The sequence below is a fragment of the Streptomyces sp. NPDC001709 genome, from assembly GCF_053596375.1.
The window spans coordinates 38,054-60,092 of record NZ_JBSFGB010000017.1; the positions used below are offsets into that span (position 1 = coordinate 38,054).

The 22,039-nt window shown below is 72.7% G+C and carries 25 protein-coding genes; 8 read left to right on the forward strand and 17 right to left on the reverse strand.

The window, feature by feature from the left end; translation table 11 throughout:
- Window positions 1–108 precede the first annotated feature (108 nt).
- The 5 genes from ACWC0C_RS24400 to ACWC0C_RS24420 all read right to left on the reverse strand — a co-directional run bounded on the left by ACWC0C_RS24400 (window position 109) and on the right by ACWC0C_RS24420 (window position 5,150).
- Window positions 109–819, reverse strand: a complete 711-nt coding sequence (locus ACWC0C_RS24400; RefSeq protein ID WP_450865854.1) for a VIT1/CCC1 transporter family protein — start codon at window positions 817–819, stop codon at window positions 109–111.
- A gap of 84 nt (window positions 820–903) precedes the next feature.
- Window positions 904–2,133: an amidohydrolase family protein gene (locus ACWC0C_RS24405; protein ID WP_450865855.1), complete on the reverse strand. Its 1,230-nt coding sequence runs from the start codon at window positions 2,131–2,133 to the stop codon at window positions 904–906.
- Window positions 2,130–3,440, reverse strand: a complete 1,311-nt coding sequence (locus ACWC0C_RS24410; protein ID WP_449198520.1) for an amidohydrolase family protein — start codon at window positions 3,438–3,440, stop codon at window positions 2,130–2,132. Before ACWC0C_RS24410 ends, ACWC0C_RS24405 begins: the two co-directional genes overlap by 4 nt.
- Before the next feature lie 25 nt (window positions 3,441–3,465).
- Entirely contained in the window at window positions 3,466–4,350 is an 885-nt protein-coding gene (locus ACWC0C_RS24415; RefSeq protein WP_450865857.1) for an SDR family NAD(P)-dependent oxidoreductase, read from the reverse strand.
- 5 nt (window positions 4,351–4,355) lie between these two features.
- Window positions 4,356–5,150, reverse strand: coding sequence for an acetoacetate decarboxylase family protein (locus ACWC0C_RS24420; RefSeq protein ID WP_450865858.1), 795 nt, complete (start codon window positions 5,148–5,150; stop codon window positions 4,356–4,358).
- Between the two features lie 117 nt (window positions 5,151–5,267).
- On the opposite strand from ACWC0C_RS24420, the gene ACWC0C_RS24425 reads away from it, so the two are divergent.
- The 6 genes from ACWC0C_RS24425 (at window position 5,268) to ACWC0C_RS24450 (ending at window position 10,916) form a co-directional block, all read left to right on the forward strand.
- Entirely contained in the window at window positions 5,268–5,930 is a 663-nt protein-coding gene (locus ACWC0C_RS24425; protein WP_450865860.1) for a TetR/AcrR family transcriptional regulator, read from the forward strand.
- A 195-nt stretch (window positions 5,931–6,125) separates the two neighbouring features.
- Complete coding sequence (locus ACWC0C_RS24430; protein ID WP_450865862.1) at window positions 6,126–7,118, forward strand: DEDDh family exonuclease; 993 nt, start codon at window positions 6,126–6,128, stop codon at window positions 7,116–7,118.
- Window positions 7,119–7,215: 97 nt separating this feature from the next.
- Window positions 7,216–7,449 (forward strand): hypothetical protein, encoded by a 234-nt coding sequence (locus tag ACWC0C_RS24435; RefSeq protein WP_449198400.1) that lies wholly within the window; start codon window positions 7,216–7,218, stop codon window positions 7,447–7,449.
- Between the two features lie 16 nt (window positions 7,450–7,465).
- Window positions 7,466–8,296 carry an SURF1 family cytochrome oxidase biogenesis protein gene (locus ACWC0C_RS24440; RefSeq protein ID WP_450865863.1) on the forward strand — a complete coding sequence of 277 codons (831 nt, stop codon included), beginning with the start codon at window positions 7,466–7,468 and terminating at the stop codon, window positions 8,294–8,296.
- Between the two features lie 74 nt (window positions 8,297–8,370).
- Complete coding sequence (locus ACWC0C_RS24445) at window positions 8,371–10,155, forward strand: glycoside hydrolase family 15 protein (protein WP_449198402.1); 1,785 nt, start codon at window positions 8,371–8,373, stop codon at window positions 10,153–10,155.
- A 5-nt stretch (window positions 10,156–10,160) separates the two neighbouring features.
- Window positions 10,161–10,916: an SDR family oxidoreductase gene (locus tag ACWC0C_RS24450; protein WP_450865864.1), complete on the forward strand. Its 756-nt coding sequence runs from the start codon at window positions 10,161–10,163 to the stop codon at window positions 10,914–10,916.
- A gap of 32 nt (window positions 10,917–10,948) precedes the next feature.
- On the opposite strand, the gene amaP is transcribed toward ACWC0C_RS24450, so the two are convergent.
- The 5 genes from amaP to ACWC0C_RS24475 are packed head-to-tail and all read right to left on the reverse strand — an operon-like array spanning window position 10,949 to window position 13,229.
- Window positions 10,949–11,530: an alkaline shock response membrane anchor protein AmaP gene (gene amaP, locus ACWC0C_RS24455; RefSeq protein ID WP_449198404.1), complete on the reverse strand. Its 582-nt coding sequence runs from the start codon at window positions 11,528–11,530 to the stop codon at window positions 10,949–10,951.
- A gap of 5 nt (window positions 11,531–11,535) precedes the next feature.
- Window positions 11,536–12,150 (reverse strand): DUF6286 domain-containing protein, encoded by a 615-nt coding sequence (locus tag ACWC0C_RS24460; RefSeq protein WP_449198405.1) that lies wholly within the window; start codon window positions 12,148–12,150, stop codon window positions 11,536–11,538.
- On the reverse strand, window positions 12,150–12,506 hold the full coding sequence (locus tag ACWC0C_RS24465) for a hypothetical protein (RefSeq protein ID WP_449198406.1): 357 nt from the start codon (window positions 12,504–12,506) through the stop codon (window positions 12,150–12,152). The genes ACWC0C_RS24460 and ACWC0C_RS24465 overlap by 1 nt, the downstream gene beginning before the upstream one ends.
- Window positions 12,507–12,512: 6 nt before the next feature.
- Complete coding sequence (locus ACWC0C_RS24470) at window positions 12,513–12,707, reverse strand: hypothetical protein (RefSeq protein ID WP_449198407.1); 195 nt, start codon at window positions 12,705–12,707, stop codon at window positions 12,513–12,515.
- Window positions 12,708–12,755: 48 nt separating this feature from the next.
- The gene (locus ACWC0C_RS24475) at window positions 12,756–13,229 is read right to left on the reverse strand and encodes an Asp23/Gls24 family envelope stress response protein (protein ID WP_449198408.1); all 474 of its coding nucleotides are present in this window, start codon (window positions 13,227–13,229) and stop codon (window positions 12,756–12,758) included.
- A 100-nt stretch (window positions 13,230–13,329) separates the two neighbouring features.
- On the opposite strand from ACWC0C_RS24475, the gene ACWC0C_RS24480 reads away from it, so the two are divergent.
- Window positions 13,330–14,052, forward strand: coding sequence for a nucleopolyhedrovirus P10 family protein (locus ACWC0C_RS24480; RefSeq protein WP_450865866.1), 723 nt, complete (start codon window positions 13,330–13,332; stop codon window positions 14,050–14,052).
- A gap of 49 nt (window positions 14,053–14,101) precedes the next feature.
- Here ACWC0C_RS24480 and ACWC0C_RS24485 read toward each other — a convergent pair whose 3' ends face one another.
- The 4 genes from ACWC0C_RS24485 to ACWC0C_RS24500 form a co-directional block, all read right to left on the reverse strand.
- Window positions 14,102–14,905, reverse strand: coding sequence for an enoyl-CoA hydratase/isomerase family protein (locus tag ACWC0C_RS24485; protein WP_449198410.1), 804 nt, complete (start codon window positions 14,903–14,905; stop codon window positions 14,102–14,104).
- 160 nt (window positions 14,906–15,065) lie between these two features.
- A complete protein-coding gene (locus ACWC0C_RS24490; RefSeq protein ID WP_004002281.1) occupies window positions 15,066–15,287 on the reverse strand; it encodes a helix-turn-helix domain-containing protein in 222 nt (73 codons plus the stop codon).
- A 338-nt stretch (window positions 15,288–15,625) separates the two neighbouring features.
- Window positions 15,626–17,224 (reverse strand): ABC-F family ATP-binding cassette domain-containing protein, encoded by a 1,599-nt coding sequence (locus ACWC0C_RS24495; RefSeq protein ID WP_449198411.1) that lies wholly within the window; start codon window positions 17,222–17,224, stop codon window positions 15,626–15,628.
- A 92-nt stretch (window positions 17,225–17,316) separates the two neighbouring features.
- Window positions 17,317–17,778: a hypothetical protein gene (locus ACWC0C_RS24500; RefSeq protein ID WP_450865869.1), complete on the reverse strand. Its 462-nt coding sequence runs from the start codon at window positions 17,776–17,778 to the stop codon at window positions 17,317–17,319.
- A gap of 200 nt (window positions 17,779–17,978) precedes the next feature.
- Between ACWC0C_RS24500 and ACWC0C_RS24505 the strand changes: the two genes are divergently transcribed.
- The gene (locus ACWC0C_RS24505; protein ID WP_450865871.1) at window positions 17,979–18,392 is read left to right on the forward strand and encodes a VOC family protein; all 414 of its coding nucleotides are present in this window, start codon (window positions 17,979–17,981) and stop codon (window positions 18,390–18,392) included.
- Window positions 18,393–18,408: 16 nt separating this feature from the next.
- Here ACWC0C_RS24505 and ACWC0C_RS24510 read toward each other — a convergent pair whose 3' ends face one another.
- The 3 genes from ACWC0C_RS24510 to ACWC0C_RS24520 form a co-directional block, all read right to left on the reverse strand.
- The gene (locus tag ACWC0C_RS24510) at window positions 18,409–19,680 is read right to left on the reverse strand and encodes a hypothetical protein (RefSeq protein WP_450866031.1); all 1,272 of its coding nucleotides are present in this window, start codon (window positions 19,678–19,680) and stop codon (window positions 18,409–18,411) included.
- A 343-nt stretch (window positions 19,681–20,023) separates the two neighbouring features.
- On the reverse strand, window positions 20,024–21,151 hold the full coding sequence (locus ACWC0C_RS24515; RefSeq protein ID WP_450865872.1) for an alpha/beta hydrolase: 1,128 nt from the start codon (window positions 21,149–21,151) through the stop codon (window positions 20,024–20,026).
- Between the two features lie 126 nt (window positions 21,152–21,277).
- Window positions 21,278–21,940 carry a class II aldolase/adducin family protein gene (locus ACWC0C_RS24520; RefSeq protein WP_450865874.1) on the reverse strand — a complete coding sequence of 221 codons (663 nt, stop codon included), beginning with the start codon at window positions 21,938–21,940 and terminating at the stop codon, window positions 21,278–21,280.
- Between the last annotated feature and the right edge of the window lie 99 nt (window positions 21,941–22,039).

The following is a 22,039-nucleotide window of genomic DNA, read 5'->3' on the forward strand; positions in this document are numbered from 1 at the left end:
TCCTTCTCGTGCGGGATGGTGAGATGCGCTCAGGGGGTGGTCGAGCGCACCTCACCGTACGCCGCCGCCGGCCGTCCCCGCGCGCCGAGGGTGCCCCGCGGCCACGTGTCAGACGCCCGCCGCGCCCAGCAGCCTGCCCGCCGCGTAGGTGACCGCCATCGCCAGCGCCCCGCCCACCATGTTGCGCAGCACCGCCCGTTTCGGGTCCGCCGCGCCGAGCCGGGCGCTGGTCCAGCCGGTGAGGACGAGCGCGGCCAGGACGGAGACGACGGTGACGGGGAGCCGCCGGTCCGCCGGGGGCAGGACGATGGCCAGCAGCGGCAGCAGCGCGCCCACCGTGAAGGCCAGGAAACTCGCCCAGGCCGCGTGCCAGGGGTTGGTCAGCTCCTCCGGGTCGATACCGAGCTCCACGCGCGCGTGAGCCTTGAGCGGGTCGCGCGCGGTGAGCTGTTCGGCGGCCTCCCGGGCCACCTCGCGGGACAGGCCGCGCTCCTCCAGCAGGGTCGTCAGCTCCCGCAGCTCTGCCTCGGGCTGCTCCCGCAGTTCCCGCTTCTCCACGGCCAGCGCGGCCATCTCGGAGTCGCGCTGGGTGGAGACGGAGACGTACTCGCCGGCCGCCATGGACATCGACCCGGCGAGCAGTCCGGCCAGTCCGGCGGTGAGCAGGGTGGACCGGCTCTGGGTCGCACCGGCCACGCCGACGACGATTCCCGCGGTGGAGACGATGCCGTCGTTCGCGCCCAGCACGGCGGCCCGCAGCCAGTTCAGCCGCGAGCCGAGCGCGCCCCCGTGGGCCTCTTCGTGGGTGGGTTCCGTCACAGCAGGGAGGATCGCACCCCGGGGTTCACTCGCGCCGCACCGACGCTCCCCGGCGCCCGCGGTCACCGGACGGACCGCCCGCCGTCACCACACGCGAAGTGACGCGCCCTGGGCGAACACCGGGCTGGTCGCGTCCGTCGGGGGTTCCGGCAGGGGCTCGGCGACCTCGGACACCGTGGGGCCCACCTTGGCCGCTATGGGGTCGAGGAGGGCGAGGTCGAAGCCGTAGACACGGGCCGCGTTGCCGCCGAGCATGGCCGCGAGCTCCTCGCGCGGCACGCCCGCGTAGGCGAACCGCAGGGCCTCGCGGGTGTAGGGATGGGTGCCCTCGTCGTGCGGGTAGTCGCTGCCCCACATGATCTTGTCGACACCGATGCGGTCCCGCAGCGGCACCTCGTGCGGGCGCATGAAGCTGGCGCCGACGAAGCAGTTGTCCCGCCACACCTGCGAGGGCGCGGCGCCCATGCCCGCGGCCAGACCGGTGCCGAACCTGGCCTCGGCGGTGCCGGCCTGCGAGGCCGCGGCGACCAGGCGGCCGTGGTAGTAGTCCAGCATGCCGAGCACCCCGGGGATCCAGCCGGAGCCCTGTTCGGTGAGGACCAGTTTCAGCTCGGGGTGACGGCGGAAGGCGCCGCCGAACACCAGGTGCCACAGGGCGCGGTGGGAGAACCAGGTCGTCTCCACCATGAACACCGCGCGGGCGGCCGGTTCCTCGCCGAGGGGCGGGGAGGCGGAGCCGGCGTGGTGGTTGACGGGGACGCCGAGTTCCGCGCACGTGGCCCAGATCGGGTCGTACGTCCGCGAGTACAGCTCGGGCAGCCCGGAGCCGGGCGGGGTGCCGGGCAGCATCAGGCCGCCCTTCAGGCCCGCCGAGGCGGCCCGCCGGATCTCCTTGACGGCTTCCTCGGCGTCCCCGAGCAGGATCTGGAAGACGCCCGCCCGGCGGCCCGGCGCGGCCGCGCAGAAGTCCGCGAGCCAGCGGTTGTGGGCGCGCAGTCCGGCCCAGCGGCGGGCGAAGTCCTCGGGGTCGGTCGGCTGGGCCATGAGCGAGCCGGACGGAAAGAACGGCGGGATGGTGTTCGGGAAGATCACCTCGGCGACGATCCCGTCGGCCTCCAGCTCCGCGAGGCGCCGTGCGGAGTTCCAGTTGCGGTCGGCGGAGTCGGCGAGCAGGTCGGCGTGGGGGTTGACGTAGGTGGCCGCCCAGGCGTCGAAGTCGTCGTGGTGGCGCTTCTCCAGGTACGGCTTGTAGTCCAGCAGGTCGGCGCCCGCGTGGCAGTCGGCGGAGATCACCGTGTAGCGGTCGTCGTTCATCGGGCCACCTCCGGCGCCGGGAAGCCGGGGGCGGTCCCCAGCACCGGGAAGTCCTCGCCCGTCAGCCAGTGCCGGCCCGTCTCGCGCGAGCGCGCCCAGGACGCCTCGACGGCCGCCTGGTCGTCCGGCTGGCCGAGGTCGGCCGGGGCCGGGCCGATGCGGCGGGCCAGCGGCACGAGCTTGTCCACGTCGAAGCCGAAGACCTCGGCGGCGGCGAGGCCCAGCATGCGGCGGGTCTCGGCGACGGGGATGTCGTGGAAGGTACGGCGCAGCCACGCACGCGTGTCGGGCCAGGTGCCCTCGGGGTGCGGGAAGTCGCTGCCCCAGAGGATGTTGTCGACGCCGATCTCGTACCGCTGGGCCAGCTCGCGCCGCTTGGTGTTGGTGGCGCAGACGAAGACCTGCCGGTCCAGGTACTCGTGCGGCGGGCGTTTCAGCTCCTCGAACGGGGAGAGCTTCTTGCCGCCGTGCGCGCCGAGGTAGAGGCGGTCCATGAACCACAGCAGGTTCGGCAGCCACCAGCAGCCGGACTCGGCGACACCGAAGCGCAGCCCGGGGTGGCGTTCGAAGACGCCGGACCAGAGCAGGAACCACAGCGGCCGGGCCGGCCACCAGGTCACCTCGCTCACAAAGATGCCGAGGTGGTCGCCGTACTCCTCGCGCGGGGCGGTGCCGGAGTGGGTGAGCACCGGCATGCCGCACTCGGCGGCGGCCGCCCACACGGGGTCGTAACGGCGGTCGTGGTACGGCTCCCTGCCCGCCCACATCGCCGGGATCATCAGGGCGCCGAGGCCGGACTCCCGGGCCCGGTGGATCTCGGCGACGGCCTCGGGCACCTCGCCGGTGATCGGCAACAGGGCCACTCCGCAGTGCCGTTCGGGGTGTTCGGAGACGAAGTCGGCGAGCCAGCGGTTGTGCGCCCGCGCGCCCGCCATGCCCAGTTCCGGGTCCTGGTCGCCGGAGAGGCCGAGGCCCACGCCGAAGGGGGCGGCGGTGCGGCTGTCGACGGCGTCGGCGTCCGGGAAGACCACCTCGGCGGCCACGCCGTCCCCGTCCAGCTCCTTCACGCGCTGTGCGGTGTCCCAGCCGCCGCGCAGGCCTTCCTCGTTGTCGCGGAACCACCGGTCGGCGAAGGCCTCGTTGCGGATGCCGAGCCGGGTCATCTCCTCGCGGCGCCGGTCCCGGCCCGCGAGGAACTCGTCGAAGTCCCGGTGGAAACGGGACTCCAGATAGGGCCGGTACTCCTCGGTGGGCAGCCCGGCATGGCAGTCGGAGGAGATGATCAGATACGGGTCCTGGCCGGACACGACGTCGGTCACGGCAGCCTCCCGGTCAGTCGAGGACGAAGCTTTCGAGGTAGGAGGGGTTCGCCCGGTCCAGCATCGAACGGGCCCGGGCGCGGATCTGGGCGTCGCTGTGCTCGCTCGCGGGCAGCAGCCAGAAGCGGTCGGCGCGGATGCCGTCCACGACCAGCTCGGCCACCTCCTCCACGGGCGTGAAGCGGACCTCCTGGCCGGCCGCGCGCATCGCCGCCTCCCACTGGCCGAGGCTGCGGTACGGGGTCCGGCGCGGGCGCTGCTTGGCATAGCGGGCGGGGCGGTTGCGGTGCGACTCCCACAGGCCGGTGCGCAGCATGTGCGGGCCCGGGAAGAGCACCGAGGCGCCCACACGCGCGTGCTCGGCCTTCAGATGGGCGTAGAGGGACTCGGTCAGGGTGACGACGGCCGCCTTGGTGACCGCGTAGACGGAGGCGGTCGGCAGCGGCGCGATACCGCCGTCACCGGAGGATGTATTGACCACATGACCGGGTTGACCCGACTTGATCATCCTGGGCACGAACGCCTGGACACCATGGAAGACACCCCACACATTGACGGCGAAGGCCCACCGCCAGTCGTTCGGGTCGTGCTCCCACATCCGGCCCTCGGCACCCGAGCCGACGCCCGCGTTGTTGCACAGGACGTGCACGGCGCCGTAGGTGTCGTACGCCGCCTCGGCCAGCTCCATGACCTGGGCGCGTTCGCCGACGTCGACCACGCGCGCGTGCACATCGGCGCCCTCGGTCCGCAGGTCCGCCGCGGCCTTGTCCAGGGCGGCCTCCTCCACGTCGGCGAGGACCACCTTCAGGCCCTCGGCGGCGAACCGCCGGGCCATCGCCAGCCCGATCCCGCTCGCCGCGCCGGTGACGACGGCGACCTGTCCGGCTTGGAGATCCATGCGGCTCAGCTCCCCTCGGGCGGCGCGTCGTGGAGTTGGAGCGGATCGTCGTAGCGCTGGTGGACGTACGGCAACAGGGCCTGGGCATCGACCCGTTCGACGACCCGGCCGCTCTGGTCGCTGGTCTTCTCGCCGACGGTGATCTCGCGCAGGTGCAGCACCGGGAGGTCGGCCACGGGGTCGTACGCCGACTCGCGCAGGACGACCTCCCCGGTGACCCGTTCCAGCCGGCGCACCTTCTCGTGGCGCATGCAGTGCACCAGCACCGGGTCGGTGTCGAAGCCGGAACCGTCCACGGCGGGAAGGAACTTGAAGTAGAAGTCGGTCTTGCGGCTCGGCTCCGGCAGCGGCAGCTCGCCGCCCACCGTGCCACGGACCTCGACGAACGCGATGCCGTGCCGGCTCATCGACGCGCGCACGCCGGGGCCGTCGCGCTCGACCGTCACCTCGCCGAGCTTCTTGGGCTCGCCGAAGACCTCGCGCCCGCCGGTGAGGGCGCGCTCGTGGGTCATCGGCATGACCAGCGGGTACCAGCCCTCGACCGTGCCGTGCGTGGCGGCGACCGCGACCGAGCCCGCCCCGAGGGGGTATCCGGGCAGGTCGACCCTGCTGATGTTCACCCGGACGAGCGGGCTGCCGGTGGGTTTCAGGGGTGGCGGCAGCACCGCGGCGACCGCGTCCGGGTCGGTCTCCCAGACGGCCACCACTCCGGTGGACCAGATGTCGGGAAGCCGCGCGCTCGCGGTGCGGGTCGCGGCGATCTCCCGCTCGGTCCGTGCGCCGTACCGTACGCGTGCCATACGTCGTACCGCCCTTCTTCCGGCGATCCGGTTCCTGACGGACCGTCATCTGTAACACAGTTACAGCAGACCTCGTCCGGGGTAAAGACGTGTGTACGGACGGGAGTTGGGGGGATCATGGCGAGCGGCACGAGAAGTGCGCTGACCCGGGAGGCGGTACTGGACGCCGCCGCCGCCCTGGTGAAGCGGCACGGGCCGGACGCGCTCACGATGCGGGGGCTCGCGGCCGCGCTGGGCACCGCCGTGACCTCGATCTACTGGCATGTCGGCGGCCGTGAGGCGCTGCTCGACGCCCTCGTGGAGCGGACCATGGCCGAACTCGGCGAGATCCGCCCGTCCGGCCGCACGCCCGAACAGCGCGTGGTCGGCGTCGCCCGCGCCCTGCGCCGGCAACTGCGCGAGCATCCGCATCTGGTGGCGCTGGTGCACGAGCGGGGGCTGACCGACCGGATGTTCCTGCCCGCCCAGCGGGTCCTGGTGCGCGAGGCGCACGCCGCCGGGTTGCGCGGCGCGCGGGCCGCCGACTTCGTCCGGGCCGTGCAGTTCCAGGTCGTCGGGCATGTGCTGGTGGAGCGCAACCGCGAGCGGGCTCCGGTGCAGCGCCCCGGCGAGCAGGAGCTGTGGAGCGCCGAGACCGCCGGGGACGACCCCGCGCTGGCGCGTGCGCTGGCCCGACCGGTGGACACCGAGCGGCTGTTCGTGCGGGGAGTGCGGGCACTGGTGCGGTCGCTGCTGGCCGAGAAGCCCTTGCCCACACACCCACCGGACTCGGTCGACTGAGAGGCACGGGAGAGGCGAGCGGGAGAGGCGAGCGGGAGAGGCGAGCGGGAGAGGCGAGCGGGAGAGGAAAGCAGACAGGAGCGCGGGAAAGGCACGCACGTGTGTGCGGTGCCCGAGTGCCGGGGCGAAGCCTGATGGCCGGGGGCGGCACCTGAAGGTCGGGGCTGTCAGTCGTGGCCCGTATCCTCAATGACCATGCTCGAAGACCGTGCGACCGCAGTGTCCTCCCCCACCCAGTGGCCGGCCGCGTATCCGAAGGGATACGCGGTCGTTGACGTGGAGACCACCGGGCTGGCCCGGGACGACCGGATCATCTCGGCGGCCGTCTACCGGCTGGGCGAGCGCGGCGAGGTCGAGGACCACTGGTACACGCTGGTCAACCCGGAGCGCGATCCGGGCCCCGTGTGGATACACGGTCTGACGAGCGAGGTGCTCGAAGGCGCGCCGCTCTTCGCGGACATCGCCGAGGAGTTCGCCGCCCGGCTGGACGGCCGGGTGCTGGTCGCGCACAACGCCGTCTTCGACTGGCAGATGATCGCGCGCGAGTACGCGCGCGCGAAGCGCGAGGCGCCGGTGCGTCAGCGGCTGTGCACCATCGCGCTGTCCAAGGAGCTGGGGCTGCCGCTGCCCAACTTCAAGCTGGAGTCGCTGGCGGCACACTACGGGGTCGTGCAGCAGCGGGCGCACCACGCGCTGGACGACGCGCGCGTGCTGGCGGAGGCGTTCCGGCCGAGCCTGCGGGCCGCGGCGGCGGGCGGCGTACGGCTGCCGCTGCTGGAGTGCCGGCCGCTGACCGAGTGGTCGGACCGACCGGTGCCCCGGCAGTCGTCCGGCGGATACGGGGGCTACGGCGGCAATCGGGCCACCAGTTGGCGCCCCACCCGCAAAAGGCCCGCATGCCCCTATCCCAACCCGGGTCGCTACGAAGACGGCAAACACCTCAAACAGGGCATGCGCGTGGCCTTCTCCGGGGACACCTCCGTCGACCGCGAGCTGCTGGAGGACCGGGCCACCGAGGCCGGCCTGCATGTGGCGTCCAGCATCTCCCGGCTGACCAGCCTGCTGGTGACCAACGACCCCGACTCGGGGACGTCCAAGGTGGTCAAGGCGCGGCAGTTCGGGACACCGATCGTCGACGAGGCCGCGTTCGGGCAGCTGCTGCGCGATGTCGAGCCCGCCGACGAGTGATCGTACGAAGATGATTGATCGTACGAAAGGGTGATCGGCACACGACTCACCTGGAACGCGCTCGCGTCGGCCGGGGGCACGGCTCACTCTGTGGCGCATGGCGAAATGCGAAGTTTGCGGCAATGACTACGGAATGACCTTCGAGGTCCACGCGCAGGGCGCAGTTCACGTGTTCGACTGCTTCTCCTGTGCGATCCACGGCATGGCACCGATCTGCGAGCACTGCAAGGTGCAGATCATCGGCCAGGGCGTGGAGGCCGACGGCAAGTTCTTCTGCGGCGCCCACTGTGCCCGGGCCGAGGGGAAGGTGGGGATCGTCGACCACGTCTGACCCGGTACCCGCCTGAATGCACCCCACGGCTCGGAGGTACCGTCGTGGGGTGCACCGCTACCGCTTCCTGTTGTCCCGCCAGTGGGTGATCCTCACGCTCGTCGCGATCGCGCTGATCCCGACGATGATCAGGCTGGGTTTCTGGCAGCAGCACCGGTACGAGGAGCGCACCGCGCGCAACGACCTGGTCTCCTCGGCGCTGCACGCCAAGCCGGTCCCGGTCGAGCAGCTGACCTCCCCGGGCCACACCGTGACCCGCACCGAGAAGTACCGCACGGTCACCGCGACCGGCACCTTCGACACCGCCAGGGAGGTCGTGGTCCGGCGCCGGACCAACTCCGACGGCGAGGTCGGCTTCCACGTGCTCACCCCGTTCGTCCTCGCGGACGGCAAGGTGCTGCTCGTCAACCGCGGCTGGATCCCCGCAGACGGAGCGCAGACCGCCTTCCCGAAGATCCCCGCCCCGCCCTCCGGCCGGACCACCGTCACCGCGCGGCTGATGGCCGACGAGACGACCGCGGCGAGCGGCATCAAGAACGTCAGGGACCTCCCCGACCGGCAGATCATGCTGATCAACAGCGCGGAGGAGGCACACCGGCTCGGCGCGCAGGTGCTCGGCGGCTACGTCGAGCAGACGGCACCCACGCCCAAGGACGGCTCCCCGGAGCAGATCTCCGACCCCGGCAGCGAGGACGCCCCGCTGAACTACGCGTACATGATCCAGTGGTGGCTGTTCGCCGCGGGCGTCCCGGTCGGCTGGTGGTTCCTGGTCCGGCGCGAGATCCGCGACCGGGAGCAGGCCGCGGCGGAGGCGAAGCCGGAGGAGACGGCACCGGCCGCCGTATAGCCGCGCGGACGAGCCCGTCACTCCCCCGGCGCACCACCTGATTGGCCCCCTGGTCCGCCGGGAAACCGGATCCCGTGAACGCGCGCATCGAGGACTACGCCCTCATCGGCGACGAACAGACCGCGGCGCTGGTAAGCAGGACCGGCTCGATCGACTGGCTGTGCCTGCCCCGCTTCGACTCCGGCGCCTGTTTCGCCCGCTTGCTGGGCAACGAGGACCACGGCTACTGGCGGATCGCCCCCGAGGGAGCGGACACCTGCACGCGCCGCGCCTACCGCCCCGACACCCTCGTCCTCGACACCGAGTGGGAGACCCGCGACGGCACGGTCCGCGTCACCGACCTGATGCCGCAGCGCGACCGCGCCCCCGACGTCGTACGCATCGTCGAAGGCGTCAGGGGCCGGGTCGGCATGCGCAGCACCCTGCGCCTGCGCTTCGACTACGGCTCGATCATGCCGTGGGTGCGCCGCTCGGACGGGCACCGGGTGGCCGTCGCGGGGCCGGACTCGGTCTGGCTGCGTGCCGAACCCGCCGTACGCACCTGGGGCGAGGACTTCGGCACCCACTCGGAGTTCACCGTCCGCAAGGGCGACCAGGTCGCGTTCGTGCTCACCTGGCACCCCTCGCACGAGAGCCGCCCGCCGCTCATCGACCCCCACAAGGCGCTGAGCAGCAGCGTCCGGGGCTGGCGGCGATGGGCGTCCCGCTGTCGCTACGACGGGCCGTACCGGGACGCCGTCGTACGGTCCCTGATCACCCTCAAGGCGCTCACCTACGCCCCGACGGGCGGGATCGTCGCCGCGGCCACCACCTCGCTGCCCGAGGAGCCGGGAGGCGTACGCAACTGGGACTACCGCTTCTGCTGGCTGCGCGACTCCACCTTCACCCTCGGCGCCCTGTTGGCCGCCGGCTACCACAAGGAGGCCGAGGCCTGGCGCGACTGGCTGCTGCGCGCGGTCGCGGGCGACCCGGCGGACCTGCAGATCATGTACGGCCTGGCGGGCGAGCGACGGCTGCCGGAGTTCGAGCTGCCCTGGCTGCCCGGCTTCGCCGACTCCTCCCCCGTACGGGTCGGCAACGGCGCCGTCGAGCAGCTCCAGCTGGACGTGTACGGCGAGGTCATGGACTCGCTGTCGCTGGCCCGCCGCGCGGGCCTGCCCACCAAGCCGCACATGTGGGCCATTCAACGCTCCCTGATGGACTTCCTGGCGGCGGAATGGCGGCAGCCCGACGAGGGCCTGTGGGAGGTGCGCGGCGGCCGGCGCCAGTTCGTGCACTCGAAGGTGATGGTCTGGGTGGCCGCGGACCGCGCCGTACGGACGCTGGAGAAGCACCCGGATCTGGCCGGCGATCTGGAGGGCTGGCGGGCCATGCGCGACGAGGTGCACCGGGAGGTGTGCGAGAAGGGGTACGACCCCCGGCGCAACACCTTCACCCAGTACTACGGTTCGCGCGAGCTGGACGCCGCCCTGCTGCTGATCCCCCGCGTCGGCTTCCTGCCGCCGGACGATCCGCGCGTGATCGGCACGGTCGACGCGATCCGCGCGGACCTGGACCACGGCGGCTTGCTGCGCCGTTACGACATCGACGCCGTCGGCGTGGACGGCATGCCGGGCGGCGAGGGAGCCTTCCTGGCCTGCTCGTTCTGGCTCGCACAGGCCCTGCATGTGACCGGCCGCGGCGACGAGGCCCGGGAGCTGTTCGAACGGCTGGTGCGCCTCACCAACGACGTGGGGCTGCTGGCGGAGGAGTACGAGCCGGACCTGGGCTGCCAGGTGGGCAACTTCCCGCAGGCCTTCAGCCACATCGCCCTCGTCAACACCGCCCTCATCCTGTTCGGGGACGACCAGGCAGGATAGGGGCCATGGATCTTGGACTGAAGGACCGGGTGTACGTCGTCACCGGGGCGACCCGCGGGCTGGGCAACGCCGCCGCGCGGGAACTCGTCGCCGACGGGGCGAAGGTCGTGATCAGCGGCCGGGACGAGAAGCGGGTGGCCGACGCCGCCGCCGAACTGGGCCCGAACACGGTGGGCGTGAGCGTGGACAACGCCGACGCCGAGGCTCCGGAGCGGCTGATCGCGGCCGCACGTGCGCATTTCGGCGCCTTCCACGGCGTGCTGGTGAGCGTGGGCGGACCGGCGCCGGGGTTCGTCGCGGACAACACCGACGAGCAGTGGCGGAACGCGTTCGAGTCGGTGTTCCTCGGTGCGGTACGGCTCGCTCGTGCGGCGGCTGCCGAGCTGGAGGAGGGGGGCGTCATCGGGTTCGTGCTGTCCGGGTCGGTGCACGAGCCGATTCCGGGGCTGACCATCTCCAACGGGCTGCGGCCCGGGCTCGCCGGGTTCGCCAAGTCCCTCGCGGACGAGCTGGGGCCGCGGGGGATCCGGGTGCTGGGGCTGCTGCCGGCGCGCATCGACACGGATCGCGTGCGCGAGCTGGACGGGTTGTCGGCTGATCCTGAGGCCACTCGGGCTGCGAACGAGGCCCGGATTCCGTTGCGGAGGTACGGGGCGCCGGAGGAGTTCGGGAAGGTTGCCGCGTTCCTGCTGTCTCCGGCGGCTTCCTACTTGAGTGGGGTCATGTTGCCGGTGGACGGGGGGATGCGGCACGGGTTCTGAGGGGCGTCTTCAAAGGGGTGGCCCGTTGGCTGTCAAGTCACCCTCTCCGCGCGGTGCTTGACCGCCCTCAGTCGTACTTCCGCCGGAAGAGACGTCAGTCTCGTCGACTCGCGCGCGTGGGTCAGTGCCTGAGCCGTGAAGGTGTTCAGGGCCGTCGCCGGGTCCACGCCGGGCTCCAGCTGGAGCCAGACCCGCGCCGTGGGTGCCGTGCGGCGGCCCCGTAGCTCGATTTCGGTGTGGGCCACGCCCTGCTGTTGTACGGCGTCCTGGGCCAGGGCGGACTCCAGTGCTCTGCCGCGCAGGAGGGCGGACTCGCCGTCGGCGGTGTCGATCAGGATCTCGGTCAGCCGACGGCGGCGCAGAGCCGTGGTGAGCCACCACAGGGTGAGCAGGACGACGACGGCCAGGCCGGCGAGGACCGTGGCCCACCACCAGCCGGTGCCCCGCCAGTGGGTGCGTTCGGCCTTGGTCAGCAGGACGTCGTGCGGACCGCTGTGGATCCACCAGGACGGCGGCGGCGCGCCCAGGCCGACGGCCAGCACCGAGCCGCCGAGCACGAGCAGGAGCAGGCCGACGAGCGCCAGCACAACACGGTGGAGGGCACCCCTGCGCATCGCCGTCACCCCTTCCGTCCGGGCCGGGTCACATGGACGGACAGCGTGGGCGGCCGGGTCAGGCCGAGGCCCCGGATCGCGGCCGTGAGCACGGTGAGCAGGTCGGTGCGTACGTCGTCCAGGTCACGGAAGTGCGAGACGACACGGACGTCGGCCCTCCTGCGCCGCATCCGCACCCGCACCGACCGGACCCCGGTGACGTCCAGGGCCCGGTCGCGCAGCAGGAGTGCCGCCGCGTCGCGCCGGAGTGCGGCGCGGACGTCGGGGTGCGGGCGCCGCATGGGCAGCAGACCGCGCAGTCCGGGCGTGACCGCGAGGGCGATCAGCCACAGGCCGAGCACGACGGCGACGGCCGCGCCGGTCAGCACCCAGCGGTCGTCCAGGGGGCGTTCGGCCAGTTGCCGGGCCAGGGCGCGGCGCCAGTGCATCGCGGGGCGATGGGCACGTACGGCGGCGGTGTCGTACAGCAGAAGGCCGGCGCCCGCCAGCAGCAGCGCCGCGACCACGGCGGCCGGTACGCGGCGCGCCGACCAGAAGCGGCCACTGCCTTCGGCGGGGCCGGGCGGGGTGGTGCCGGGGTCCTTGTCGAGGGTCGGGGTGGTCGTCCGCGGCTCGCTCATCACGCCCTCCCGTGCGGTGCCGGGTGCAGCCGTTCGACCTGGACGGCGACGTCGGGCACCTCCATGTCCACCAACGCGCTTACCCGCTCGGCGACCTGGCGACGCACGGCGGCGCAGTGGGCGGCGATGTCGCAGGGGTAGGCGAGTTCGAGGTGGACCCGGACACGGGCTGCCTCATGGTGTACGACCACCGTGGCGTGCGGGGCCGCCGCGTCGGCGGGCAACGGCGGCAGCGCCTCGCGGGCGGCCTGTGCGGCGATCTTCGCCACGACCCGGTCGGCGATCCGGGTGGCGCCGCGCTCGCCGGGCGGCACGGGGGCCGACGCCGGGCGCACCGCGTCGGTCTCGGCGGTCACCGCCGGTCACCGCCGCCGGTCGCGCCGGTCGTCGCGGGTGCGGAAGAAGTCGCCCAGATCCAGGTCGCCCTCGGCGAACCGGCCGACGACGAACCCGATCGCACCCAGCGCCGCCACCAGCAGGAAGGCACCGAAGCCGCCGAAGTACCCGGCGAAACCCAGCGCCATTCCGGCGATCATGCCGACCACGGCCATGCTCATGCAGCACTCCTCAGCTCGTCGGGCGTGCGGTGCCGGGGCGCCGCCCCGTCACTGGATCCGGGGCGGCTCGGGCTCCTCGTCCTCTTCGTCGGGCAGCTTGACGTCGCTCACCGCGATGTTGACCTCGACCACCTCGAGCCCGGTCATGCGTTCCACGGCGGCGATCACGTTCTCCCGCACGGCGCGGGCGACATCGGCGATCGAGACGCCGTAGTCCACGACGATCTCCAGGTCGAGTGCGGTCTGCACCTCGCCGACCTCCGCCTTCACGCCCCGCGTCACCGACTTGGAGCCGCCCGGCACCCGGTCCCGTACGGCGCCGAAGGTGCGGGCCAGGCCGCTGCCCATGGCATGGACGCCGACCACGTCCCGGGCCGCGAGACCCGCGATCTTCTCCACGACACCGTCGGCGATGGTGGTCCGTCCGCGGGCCGCCGGGTCGCCGCCGCCCCGCCGGGTGGTCTTGCGGGTCGGCGCCTGCGGCTCGAAGTCGCCCTCGGGGGTCGTCGTCATGTCGGTCATCGCCGTACGTCCCTTTCGGTCGTCGTCCGCTGCGATCGTCCTGCGCCCACGGTATGCAGGGTTCCCCGACAGCGCGCCGGTGATACGGCAGGCTGGAGGAATGACGGCGGACCGGTGGACCCAGGTCGTGCGGCACCAGGTGGGGCTGGGCAGGCTGCTGCCGCTCGGCGGGCCACGCGACGGCGTGTGGATCGCGGAGGGCGCGGCCCGGGCGGTACTGGAGCGTGCGGCGGCGGACGGGGTACCGGGGGTGCGGCTGGACACGCTGCGGCTGACGCTCGCCGATCCGGATGCGGTGCACGAGCCCGTCGTACCGGCTCCGCCGAGCGCGCTGCCGCCGGGCGAGTTGCGGCTGATCGCGGACTTCGCGGCGACGGGCGCCGAGCCGCTGCCGGCGGTGGCGTCCTGGCTGCGGCTGACACTGGCGACGGCCGCTGCGCAGCGGCTCGGGCTCGTGGTGACGGAGGTGGATCTGCGGGTGACCGACCTGCTGGAGCCGGAGGAGCCGGCCCCGCAGGTGCGGGCACCGCGACCGCTGCCCGCACGGGAGCCGACGGACCCGGACGAGGCGAGAGCGGCCGAGGCCGCGCTGTCCGTCCCCGGTGTGACCGCTCTGACGGGTTCGCTCGGCGGCCTCGGCCGGGCGGTACACGTGCGGGAGCGCACGGCCGGCACGGCGCTACCGCGGCGGCACGTGCGCGTGGAGCTGGCGACCGGCGGGGACCACCGGGCCGTCGATGTGGCCCGGCGGGTCCGCACGGCCGTGAGGGATGCGCTGGAGGACAGGCCGACGGTGGCGGTGCTGGTGACAGCAGTGGACTGACCAGGCCGCCGCTGTGGGCAGTCGTTCCGCAGGGCGCCTTACCGGCGGTTCATTCGCCGAGCCCGGCCAGATCCCGCAATCGCCGGGCCTGCGCAGCCCGCTCCGCAGCGCGCTGCGCCTCGTAGTCCCGGTCCTGCGCCCCGCGCAACAACGCCTTGGTCTCGATCACGGCGTCCCGCGGCGCGGCCAACAGCGCCGCGGCCAAGTCCCGTACGGCGTCGTCCAGTTGATCGCCGGGCACGGCAACGTTGGCCAGCCCGCACGCCACCGACTCCGCCGCGCCGACGAACCGCCCGGTGGCGCAGATCTCCAGCGCGCGGGCATACCCGACGAGACCGACCAGCGGGTGCGTGCCGGTCAGGTCGGGGACGAGGCCGAGGCTGGTCTCGCGCATGGCGAACTGCACGTCGTCCGCGACGACCCGCAGATCGCACGCGAGCGCGAGCTGGAAGCCGGCCCCGATGGAGTGCCCTTGGACGGCGGCGATGGACACGATGTCGCTGCGCCGCCACCAGGTGAACGCCTCCTGGAACTCGGCGATGCTCGCATCGAGCCCGGCGTCGTCACGGCGCGCGAGTTCGATGAAGGTCGGCTCGCCCGGGATCCCCTCCGGGGTGAACATCTGACGGTCCAGCCCGGCGGAGAAGGACCTGCCCTCGCCGCGCAGCACGACGACACGGACGGAGCCCGGCAGCAGCCGCCCGGCCTCGGTGAGCGCCCGCCACAGGGCGGGGCTCTGCGCGTTGCGCTTGGCCGGGTTGGTCAGCGTCACCGTGGCGAGCGCGTCGTCGACGGTGAGCCGTACGCCGTCCTTGTCGAGTACAGGAGCGAGGTCCTGGTCGGGCGAAGCCATGGGGCGCCTCCGATGGGTGCAGTCATCACGCATTGCCGTACGGCATGCTAAGTGACTGCACAGTAACCACCCGGCCGATCCGCGGGTCCCCCGGGCCCCTCAAGGGCCTAGGGGGAGGCCGACCGGGTGGCCACCATCGAAGCCGATGGGCCGCCCGGAGTCAGGACGATGCGGCCTTCTTGCCCCGGGTCGCTCCGCCACGCCCACGGAGCGTGACACCCGACTCGCTGAGCATCCGGTGCACGAAGCCATACGAGCGGCCGGTCTCCTCGGCCAGCGCCCGGATGCTCGCACCGGAGTCGTACTTCTTCTTCAGGTCTGCCGCGAGCTTGTCGCGCGCGGCGCCGGTCACCCGGCTGCCCTTCTTCAGAGTCTCGGCCACCCGTGCCTCCTCATGGGAAGTGCGCTCTGGTCTCCTCATGATCACCCCTCTTGGGCCTGATGGCCACCCATTCGGCAAGGTCCGTGAGACATCGTTGTGACGACAGGAGTGGATCCCCACAAGCGGAACAAGGGGTTCCATGGGGTGGTGTCGCCGGGGCCGAACGGGTGGATTCGCGAAGTGCCAGGTCAGGGACGCACAGCGGCCGATCCCTTGGCGCGCAAGGGATCGGCCGGAAAATCCGTGTACGACACACCTCGATACGAGGAGATCTCACACAGATGATGGATCACGGATGAGCCGAATGATCCATACGCAGTGGATCAGTCCTCTTCCGGTCACGCCAGGGCGACGAGATCCGCGTAGTCGGAGCCCCACAGGTCCTCGACGCCGTCCGGGAGCAGGATGATCCGCTCCGGCTGGAGCGCCTCGACCGCGCCCTCGTCGTGGGTGACGAGGACGACCGCGCCCTTGTACGTGCGCAGGGCGCCGAGGATCTCCTCGCGGCTGGCGGGGTCGAGGTTGTTGGTCGGCTCGTCGAGGAGGAGCACGTTCGCCGAGGAGACGACCAGGGTGGCCAGGGCGAGACGGGTCTTCTCACCACCGGAGAGGACACCGGCCGGCTTGTCGACGTCGTCGCCGGAGAAGAGGAACGAGCCCAGCACCTTGCGCACCTCGACCAGGTCCATGTCGGGGGCGGCCGAGCGCATGTTCTCCAGCACCGTGCGGTCGGGGTCCAGGGTCTCGTGCTCCTGGGCGTAGTAGCCGAGCTTGAGTCCGTGACCGGGGACGACCTCGCCGGTGTCGGGCTGCTCGACGCCGCCGAGGAGGCGCAGCAGGGTCGTCTTGCCGGCGCCGTTGAGGCCGAGGATGACGACCCGGGAACCCTTGTCGATGGCCAGGTCGACGTCGGTGAAGATCTCCAGGGAGCCGTACGACTTCGACAGGCCCTCGGCCATCAGCGGGGTCTTGCCGCAGGGCGCGGGCTCGGGGAAGCGGAGCTTGGCGACCTTGTCGGACTGGCGGACGGCCTCGAGACCGGAGAGGAGCTTGTCGGCCCGGCGGGCCATGTTCTGCGCGGCGACCGTCTTGGTGGCCTTGGCGCGCATCTTGTCGGCCTGGGCGTTGAGGGCGGCGGCCTTCTTCTCGGCGTTGGCGCGCTCCCGCTTGCGGCGCTTCTCGTCGGCCTCGCGCTGCTGCTGGTAGAGCTTCCAGCCCATGTTGTAGACGTCGATCGCCGACCGGTTCGCGTCCAGGTAGAAGACCTTGTTGACGACCGTGTCGACCAGGTCGACGTCATGGGAGATGACGATGAACCCGCCGCGGTAGGTCTTCAGGTAGTCCCGCAGCCAGATGATCGAGTCCGCGTCGAGGTGGTTCGTCGGCTCGTCGAGCAGCAGGGTGTCCGCGTCGGAGAACAGGATGCGGGCCAGCTCGATACGGCGGCGCTGACCGCCGGAGAGGGTGTGCAGCGGCTGACCGAGGACGCGGTCGGGCAGGTTCAGGGCGGCGGCGATGGTGGCGGCCTCGGCCTCGGCGGCGTACCCGCCCTTGGTGAGGAACTCCGTCTCCTGGCGCTCGTACTGCTTGAGGGCCTTCTCGCGGGTGGTGCCCTTGCCGCTCGCGATGCGCTGCTCGTTCTCGCGCATCTTGCGGATCAGTACGTCGAGCCCGCGCGCGGAGAGGATGCGGTCGCGGGCGAGGACGTCGAGGTCGCCGGTACGGGGGTCCTGCGGGAGGTAGCCGACCTCGCCGGAGCGGGTGATCTGACCGGCGGCCGGGATGCCCTCGCCGGCCAGGCACTTGGTGAGGGTGGTCTTGCCGGCGCCGTTACGGCCGACGAGGCCGATGCGGTCGCCCTTGGCGACACGGAAGGTGGCGTTCTCGATGAGGACGCGCGCACCGGCGCGCAGCTCGATACCGGAGGCGGAGATCACGGACAGACTCCAGGGCGTACAGGGATTGGCGGGTGGGCGGCTGAGGACGTTCCCGCCGTCTAATGCGCGAGGAGAATGGCCATGGGAGAAGTCTAACGGGGCCGTGCAAGCGGTTTTTCTACGTCCGTGCGTTCGGCCCGTGCCGCAGAGATCGTCACGGAAGATCGTTGCCGAGGGGCGTACGGTCCGGGGTGATCCGCCCGAGGTCGTCCAGGACCACCGGCTGCCCGGTCCCGTCGCCCTGTGTGCACGGCCGGGCGATCAGCGGGGCCGGCTGCCCGCCGGGCGCCGCGGCGTACGGCGCGCTCGGCCCGGAACGCGCGGCTCGCGTGGACGGGCCGCACCCGGCGCAGGCCGCCGTCGGCGATGCGGGTACGCGGCGACGCGGCGCGGTGCGGGGTGACGACCGCGAGGATGCCGTGCCCGAGAGCGCGCAGGACACCGGTGCCGCCCTCCACGTGCAGCCACTCGTCGGCGCCGGGCAGCGCACGGTGCCGGCGCACCGGGAGATCTTCGGCGCCGGTGAGCAGCCCGTCCGCCCGCAGCGCGATCACCTGCTGAGCCGCCGGGGGCCGTGCGCAACGGGGCCTCGTGTCCTCGGCCCCGGATCAGGCGCCTGTTCGGGTGTGCGGCAACTCGGTGCGGGCAAGGCTGCGGGCGGGGTCGATCGTCGCGTTCCGCTGAGGCGTTGTCAGTGGTGGCTGCAAGACTGAACGAGACGCCACAAAACCGGCGACAGGAAGGAGTGATCGGCATGGCAGGCCTGGGCGGTGGACGGCCGAGCATCTATCCCTCGCTGCTGTACGCGGACGCGAAGGCGGCGATCAAACAGCTCACGGAGGGCCTCGGCTTCACCGAGCTGTCGGTGTACGAGACGGAGGACGGCAAGGTGATGCACGCCGAGCTGGTCCAGGGCAACGGCGCGGTGATGCTCGGTTCCAAGGGCCGGGGCGGCCGCTTCGACACGGCGATGAAGGACTCCGGGCCCACCGGGGTGTACATCGTCGTGGACGACGTCGACGCCCACCACCAGCGGGCCCTGGAGCACGGCGTGGAGATCCTGCTGCCCCCGACGGACCAGGACTACGGCTCGCGGGAGTACATGGCCCGGGACGCCGAGGGCAACATCTGGAGCTTCGGGACGTACGCCCCGGAGATAGGCGTCTGAGCGACCCCCGCGCCGCTCAGCCCCCGGTGTGCACCTGGAACGCGGCCCGGCGCACGGCCTTGGCCAGGGCCGGGTCGGGGTGCGCGGCCGCGAGCGCGACCAGGACCTGCACGGTGCGTGGGTGACCGACGGCGCGGACCTCGTCGAGCAGCTGGGGAACCGTGGGCTGCACCGCGGACTCCAGATGCCGGACCAGCATCGGCGACTCGCCGTGGTCGGCGACGGCGGCGGCGGTGTCCACCCACAGCCAGGTCGCCTCCTCACGGGTGAGGACCTCGTGGGCGTCCTCCGGGTCGATCCCGTCGTGCTCGGCCAGCCACAGCAGGGCGTACGGCCTGAGGGCGGGCTCGTCCACGACGGCGCGCACGTCGGGCTCGGCGGGGGCGCCGACGACGCGCAGCGCCTCGAAGGCGAGACCGCGCAGCAGGGCGTCCTCGCCGCGGGCGGCGTGGATCAGCTCGGTGACGGCGCTGCCGACGGGCCGGGCGGCGAGCCAGGCGCGGTATTCGGCGCGGGCGGCGTTGGGGCGCAGCTGGGCGCAGCCGCGGAGCATCTCCTCGGCGGCGGCCTCGATGTTGCCGGCCGGGCTCTGCGCGGCCACGCAGATCTGCTCCAGCTTGACCCACACCGCCCAGCTGCCCAGCGGGGTGAGGGTGGCGTGGCCGGCGCCGTAGGTCAGGGCACCGACGGAGGCGAGGGCCCGCAGGGCCCAGTCGAGGAGGGGTTCGAGCGGGGTGTCGCCGACGGGTGCGGAGACTCCTGGTTCGGGGGCGTGCTCGGCGGGCTGCTCGGCGCCGGGCTCGTAGGGGACCTCGCAGCGTTCGGTGCGCAGTTCGGTGACCCGCTGCTGGAGCAGGTCGAGGAGCTGCTCGACCGGGACCGGCCCGGCGGACAGCTGGAGGAAGGAGAGCACCTGGGGCATGGCCGAGACGACCTCGGCGACGGCGGCCGGCTCGTGCTCCTCGGGTTCCGGGGACGCGAGCGACCAGGCGTCGAAGAGGGCGACCCAGCCGCGCAGGACGGCACTTTCATCGCGGTCCCAGGCCCGCAGCCGCCAGCCGGGGCGCGCGCTGTCGCCGTGCACCTCGACGAGTCCGGCCAGGCGTGCGGTGTCCCAGTCGGCACGGACCTGAACGGCGCTCAGGCCGAGGTCGGCGGCGGCGCGTTCGGCGGTGGCGTCGGAGAGGGTGGCCTTGCCGTCGGCGGTGGCGCCGTCGCTGCCGGGGCCGAGTGCGGTGTCGGCCCAGCGAGCCACGCGCACCGGGCCGGCCAGCCCGGCGCGGGCCATTCTGGCCAGTTCCGCCGGGGCGGGGGTGCCCTCCGGCGGCCGGGGCGCGAGGCGGCGCGGGCGCCTCTGGTTCACAGCTCTGGGGGCGGCGGCCAGGGGTCGCGGTCGGACGAGTCGGAGCCTGGAGTCGCGCGGGATACGGGACGTCACGGGTGCAGTCTTCCGGTTGACGGTCCGAAAACCCAAACGGAATGTCACGGCGGGCGACGGGGCTGGCCAAGGCACGGGGTTCGATACGGGGTGAGGAGGGTGGATCAAGCCAGTTGTACGACCTTAAACGGAATGCCCGGCACCGGGCTTCGGCACGCCCGCCGGAGCGTCGGGACCGTCCTCACGAGTGTCCTCATACCAGCGGGGTCATGAAGCGGCGCAGCCGCTCCTCGTACTCCTTCGGGTCGGCGTTCCACATCGCCGCGTGCGGGGCCTGCGGCACGGTGTGCAGGGTGACCAGACCGGCCCGGCGGTGGGCGAGGCGGCGGGAGAACTCCCAGGGGGACACCTCGTCGTCCGGGCCGTGGAAGATCAGGGTCGGTACGGCGAGCCGGTCGGGGTCGGTGCTCTCGGCGACCCCGTCGGCGTTGAGACCGGCCCGGCCCTGCGCGGCCCGCACGGCGAGCGACAGCAGCGGCTGCGGGGTGTGGCGGGCCCGGGCGAGGGCGCGCAGCGTGGCCTCCCAGCTCAGCACCGGGGAGTCGAGGACCAGTCCGGCGATGCGCTCGCGCACCGGGGAGTACTCGGCGGCGCGCAGCGCCATGGTGGCGCCGGTGGACCAGCCGAGCAGGACGACCCGGCGGGCGCCGTAGCGGACGGCGTAGCGGATCGCGGCGTCCAGGTCGCGCCACTCGGTCTCGCCGAGGTGGTTCAGGCCGTCGGACGGGCGCGGGGCGCCGAGGTCGCCGCGGTAGGCGAGCGCGAGGACCGGCACCCGGCGGGCGTGCAGGGGTGCCATGAGGTTCATGGCCTGTTCGCGGGTGGTGCCCAGGCCGTGCACGGCGATCACCCAGGTGTCCCGGGCCCCGGGCACGAACCAGGCGGGCAGCTCGCCCAGTTCGCCGGGCACGTCGATGTCGGCGTGGTCGAGGCCGAGGGCGGTGGACGGATTGCCGACGTACAGGTTCGGGGTGAGCCACACCGCGTCGCCGGAGGCGAAGGTGCCGTGCGTGACGCGTTCCAGTCGGCGTACGACGGTGTCGGCCGCGTGCCGGGCCGCCTCCAGGACGGGGCCGACGATCGCGTGGGAGCCGTCGCCGGCGAGGCCGTAGGTGCCGGGGCGCAGCGAGGCCAGGTCGCGGGTGAGGGTGATCTGGCCGGCGGCCGTGCCGTGCACGGTGAGGCGGGGTTCGGTGGGCAGGGGCCGGCCGGCGGGCACCTTCAGTGCGGCGTCGCTGGCGAGGCGGCCGGCGGCGACGGATGCCATGGCCATGCCGGCGGCTACGGCTGTGGTGAGGGCGGTCGCTTTGACGGTGCGCACGGGTCCAGTGTCGTGGGCGTCGTCGTCACCGGCCAGCGGAGATGTGGGGCCGGGCGGGGAGGGTCGCAGTGCGGTGGATCCGGCACCGCCGGACACGTGCGTCGCGAAGGGCTGGGCAGCACGGCGTCACCTGCGTTGTCCGTACCCCCTCAAGCGGTCCCCCGCCTCCCTCAGTTGTGCCTCCGTCAGCAGGGACGATGCCAGGCCCGGCACAGAGGACGCCGTCAGCCACAGGCGGCACATCCACTCCAGTTGGGCGGTGCGGTCGTAGGCCTGGTCGAGGGTGGCGCCGTAGGTGATCGTGCCGTGGTTCTGCAGGAGGCAGCCGGAACGGTCGGTCAGGGCGGCGAGCATGTTCTCGGCGAGTTCGTCGGTGCCGTAGGTCGCGTAGGGGGCGACGCGGACGGGGCCGCCGAGGGCGGCGGCCATGTAGTGGACCAGGGGCAGCTCGGGCACGAGTGTGGAGACCGCCGTCGCGTGCACGGCGTGGGTGTGGACGATCGCGCGGGCGTCGGTGGTGCGGTAGACGGCGAGGTGCATGGGCAGCTCGCTGGTCGGCACCAGCGTGCCGAGCACCTGGCGGCCGGTGAGGTCGACGCCGGTGAGGTCGTCCGGGGTGAGCCGGTCGTACGGCACACCCGACGGGGTGACCAGCACGAGGTCCCCGACGCGCGCCGAGACGTTGCCCGAGGTGCCGACCACCAGCCCGTCGGCCACGGTCCGCCGCGCCGTCGCGACCAGTTCCGCCCAGATACGTTTCTGCTCCGCGTCCCGCCCCTGTTCAGCCATGCCGTGATCCTGCCAGCCGCGCGCAGGGGGAGCGGGGTGGTCGGTGGGCTCCGGCCGGAAAGCGCGCGCCCCCACGCATGCGCTCACACCACCGAACGG

Bases quoted from the DNA above. Each gene is read 5' to 3' on its own strand.
- ACWC0C_RS24405 (WP_450865855.1), bottom strand. From the start codon at position 2,133: ATGAACGACGACCGCTACACGGTGATCTCCGCCGACTGCCACGCGGGC.
- ACWC0C_RS24415 (WP_450865857.1), bottom strand. From the start codon at position 4,350: ATGGATCTCCAAGCCGGACAGGTCGCCGTCGTCACCGGCGCGGCGAGC.
- ACWC0C_RS24420 (WP_450865858.1), bottom strand. From the start codon at position 5,150: ATGGCACGCGTACGGTACGGCGCACGGACCGAGCGGGAGATCGCCGCG.
- ACWC0C_RS24425 (WP_450865860.1), top strand. From the start codon at position 5,268: ATGGCGAGCGGCACGAGAAGTGCGCTGACCCGGGAGGCGGTACTGGAC.
- ACWC0C_RS24430 (WP_450865862.1), top strand. From the start codon at position 6,126: ATGCTCGAAGACCGTGCGACCGCAGTGTCCTCCCCCACCCAGTGGCCG.
- ACWC0C_RS24435 (WP_449198400.1), top strand. From the start codon at position 7,216: ATGGCGAAATGCGAAGTTTGCGGCAATGACTACGGAATGACCTTCGAG.
- ACWC0C_RS24440 (WP_450865863.1), top strand. From the start codon at position 7,466: ATGCACCCCACGGCTCGGAGGTACCGTCGTGGGGTGCACCGCTACCGC.
- ACWC0C_RS24450 (WP_450865864.1), top strand. From the start codon at position 10,161: ATGGATCTTGGACTGAAGGACCGGGTGTACGTCGTCACCGGGGCGACC.
- amaP (WP_449198404.1), bottom strand. From the start codon at position 11,530: ATGCGCAGGGGTGCCCTCCACCGTGTTGTGCTGGCGCTCGTCGGCCTG.
- ACWC0C_RS24460 (WP_449198405.1), bottom strand. From the start codon at position 12,150: ATGAGCGAGCCGCGGACGACCACCCCGACCCTCGACAAGGACCCCGGC.
- ACWC0C_RS24470 (WP_449198407.1), bottom strand. From the start codon at position 12,707: ATGAGCATGGCCGTGGTCGGCATGATCGCCGGAATGGCGCTGGGTTTC.
- ACWC0C_RS24475 (WP_449198408.1), bottom strand. From the start codon at position 13,229: ATGACCGACATGACGACGACCCCCGAGGGCGACTTCGAGCCGCAGGCG.
- ACWC0C_RS24480 (WP_450865866.1), top strand. From the start codon at position 13,330: ATGACGGCGGACCGGTGGACCCAGGTCGTGCGGCACCAGGTGGGGCTG.
- ACWC0C_RS24485 (WP_449198410.1), bottom strand. From the start codon at position 14,905: ATGGCTTCGCCCGACCAGGACCTCGCTCCTGTACTCGACAAGGACGGC.
- ACWC0C_RS24505 (WP_450865871.1), top strand. From the start codon at position 17,979: ATGGCAGGCCTGGGCGGTGGACGGCCGAGCATCTATCCCTCGCTGCTG.
- ACWC0C_RS24510 (WP_450866031.1), bottom strand. From the start codon at position 19,680: ATGGCCCGCGCCGGGCTGGCCGGCCCGGTGCGCGTGGCTCGCTGGGCC.
- ACWC0C_RS24520 (WP_450865874.1), bottom strand. From the start codon at position 21,940: ATGGCTGAACAGGGGCGGGACGCGGAGCAGAAACGTATCTGGGCGGAA.